General features: G+C 67.2%; 2 protein-coding genes and 1 pseudogene. 2 read left to right on the forward strand and 1 reads right to left on the reverse strand.

Annotation, left to right across the window (positions count from 1 at the left end):
* Nucleotides 1-406 (forward strand): annotated as a pseudogene (locus WA317_RS12185) (oxidoreductase); the annotation flags it as partial.
* Between the two features lie 438 nt (nucleotides 407-844).
* Here the strand turns inward: WA317_RS12185 and WA317_RS12190 are convergent.
* Complete coding sequence (locus WA317_RS12190) at nucleotides 845-1,702, reverse strand: HAD-IB family hydrolase (RefSeq protein ID WP_425173273.1); 858 nt, start codon at nucleotides 1,700-1,702, stop codon at nucleotides 845-847.
* A gap of 506 nt (nucleotides 1,703-2,208) precedes the next feature.
* On the opposite strand from WA317_RS12190, the gene ssd reads away from it, so the two are divergent.
* The coding region (gene ssd, locus WA317_RS12195; RefSeq protein ID WP_425173274.1) for a septum site-determining protein Ssd at nucleotides 2,209-3,186 on the forward strand (978 nt) is incomplete at its 3' end.

Consider the following 3,186-nt stretch of genomic DNA (forward strand, 5'->3'; position numbering starts at 1 on the left):
AGTCGGCGACGAGCGGTTGGGCCGGCCACGCGTCGACCCGCAGGTGGGGCCCCGCCTCGAGCTGCTTGCCGAACTGGTAACCGGTGGCACGGGCGCCCCGGCTCCGGTGGTGTCGGCCGTGGCGCACGGCGAGCTGCTGGCGCTTGCGCCGTTCGGCAGCGCCGACGGCGTGGTGGCCCGGGCAGTGGGCCGATTGGTGACAATCGCCAGCGGCCTAGATCCACACGGCCTGGGGGTGCCCGAGGTGTACTGGATGCGGCGTGCCGCGGAATACCGGAACGCCGCCCAAGGCTTCGGCGCCGGCACACCGGACGCAGTACGGGGCTGGTTGACGTTGTGTTGCCGTGCCATGCAGGCCGGCGCACAAGAGGCGCTGTCCATCGCCGAGACGATGTCCAACCGCTGAGTCGAGGGTATTAGCCAGCATGGCGGCAAGCGGATGGCCGGCAACATGCAAAGCGGGCGACGATCCGAACAAGTTCGGCCCGCCGCCCGCTAGCACGGAACCCGGTTACCAAGCGTGCAACTCGTGGCTGCGTGGGTGGCCTCGGCGCTCTTGCGCTGCGCTCGGCCGCAACCCCACCCAAAGGGCCGTCGAGACCGTCCGCTCTTCGCAATTTCGCAGGCCCGCAACACTTCTGCCTTTATAGCGGCTGTGACTCCGCGTGGGTGCCGGGTACCGTGCTGGGTTGCCCGGGTCAGGAAACCGAACCTTCTCCTCCGGTCCGATCTTGGCTTCACCGAGCTTCCGTGTCTCCTTTGTACTCCGTGGCCTTTGTCACATCAAGGCCCAATTCCGCCACAGCCTGGCTTTATTCCGATCTGAAGTTTGCTGGCGGACGCGTCAGAATGCGAAGCGGCGCAGCAGCGAATAGGTGAGCGCTCCGGCGGCCAGCGCGCTGACACCGACCGCGGCCGTCGTGGCGACAGCGGCACTCGACGGCGCGGGAATCCGGTCCCGCAGCGACACCGGGCGGGAGAACGTCAGGATCGGCCAGTCCCGAGCGCTGGCTTCCCTGCGCAGCGCGCGATCGGGATTGACCACCGTGGGGTGGCCGACGGTCTGCAGCATGGGCAGGTCGGTGATCGAGTCGGAGTAGGCGTAGCAGTGTTCGAGGGGATAGCCCTCGCGGGCGGCCAGCTCCCGGATCGCTTGCACTTTCCCCTCGCCGTAGCAGTAAAACGCCACCTCGCCGGTGTACTTACCGCCTTCGACGACCATCCGGGTCGCCATCGCATGGGTGGCGCCGAGCGCGCGGGCAATCGGCGCGACAATCTCTTCACCGGAGGCTGAGACCACTACGACATCGCGCCCGCACAACTTGTGGCCCGCAATCAGGTTGGCGGCCTCTGCGAAAACCAGCGGGGTGACGATGTCGTGCAGCGTCTCGTTGACGATCGACTTGACCTGCTCGACATCCCAGCCGCTGCACATGTGGGTCAGATGGACGCGCATTCGGTCCATCTGGTCGTGATCGGCACCCGAGAGCGTGAACAGGAATTGCGCGTAGCTCGACTTCAGCACCGAGCGGCGGTTCAGCAGACCCTGATCGAAGAACGGTTTGCTGAAGGCCAGCGTGCTGGACTTCGCGATGACCGTCTTGTCGAGATCAAAAAAGGCGGCGGTGCGGGCGGCCGGACCAGTCGGTGTCTGCTTGTTCGGTGGCGTTTCCTGCGGGCCGGCCGAGTCGGAGACGGTCACCGATTCAGCATAGGGTGATCGCCTGCGGATGTGGGGCTGCGGTGCTCCAACCGGCGGTGACGGTGGTTGAAGCCGGAGCCGTCGCAATGCATTCGCCGAGCGAGAATCACTCGGTTGTTCGGCGTTCCGTTGCCGGCAGACTCTTGCGCTGACAAGCACTGTCGTGTGTATAGTAAGCAGTACTCGGCCCTGTGCCGAGGGTGTATCAGCCCGACCCCCCGGGGCTGATACACGACGACCCTCGCCTCCTCCCCCCCTGGCGGGGGTCGTCCCTTTTCTGGGGTTATTCTCAGTTTCGATTCTGTCGCCATGTGGCGCGTGCACTACGCGATATCGCACGGCAATATTTCATATCCGGCATTCGAACCGAGTTCGCTGCGCCATTTATGCACAGCCCTCGGGTTATCCACAAATCGTCAGTTGCGGCCTGGCGACGGACGTTCGCGGTAAGCCATGGTGAGCCGGTGGCATCCCCTCGCGGCACTGACACCGCAGGAATCCCCGGTGTGCTGGCGGTCGTGGCCGACTCCTCGTTGCGCGAGGAGGTTGACCGCGTCACCGCGGCCGTCGGCGCCCGGGTGGTGCATGCAGCGGTCGGGTCGTTGTCCGGGTCATCATCGCCGGCACCGGTCAGCAGGCAGACATGGTCCGCCGCGGCAGCGGTGGTGTTGGACGAGACGGCGGCGAGCCGATGCAGTGAAGCAGCCCTGCCACGGCGCTCGCATGTCGTTCTAGTCAGCGCGGCAGCACCGGCGCCCGCCACCTGGGCGGCGGCGATCGCGATCGGAGCACAACAGGTGCTCACGCTGCCCGCCCAGGAACGCGAACTGGTCCGTGAGCTAGCCGACGCCGGAGAGGACGCGGACGGCCGGCGGCGCGGCGAGGTGATCGCCGTGGTCGGCGGGCGGGGCGGTGCGGGCGCATCAATGTTCGCAGCCGCCTTGGCGCAGATGACGAAGGATGCCTTGCTGGTCGACCTCGACCCGTGGGGCGGTGGCATCGATCTGCTGCTGGGTGGGGAGAGCGCACCCGGCCTGCGCTGGCCTGACCTGGCATTGCAAAGTGGCCGGCTGAATTGGCCGGCGGTGCAGGAGGCTCTTCCACGGCGCCGCGGTGTCAGTGTTCTGTCCGGCACCCGATGCGCAGTCGAGCTCGAGTCCCGGCCGGTGGATGCCGTCATCGATGCCGGCCGTCGCGGCGGCGCGACGGTGATCTGCGACGTGCCCCGACGGTTGACCGACGCCGCCCAGACCGCATTGGAAACGGCGGATCTGGTCGTCCTGGTCAGCCCGTGTGACGTGCGGGCGTGCGCGGCAACGGCGACCATCGCGCCGGTTTTGTCCGTGGTCAACCCGAACATCGGGCTGGTGGTGCGCGGACCGTCACCGGGCGGCCTCCGCGCAGCGGAAGTTGCGGCGACCGCGGGCATACCGCTGCTCGCCTCGATGCGGGCCGAACCGCGGATCGCCGAACAACTCGAACAT

This window comes from Mycobacterium sp., from assembly GCF_049802695.1.
Taxonomy (GTDB): domain Bacteria; phylum Actinomycetota; class Actinomycetes; order Mycobacteriales; family Mycobacteriaceae; genus Mycobacterium.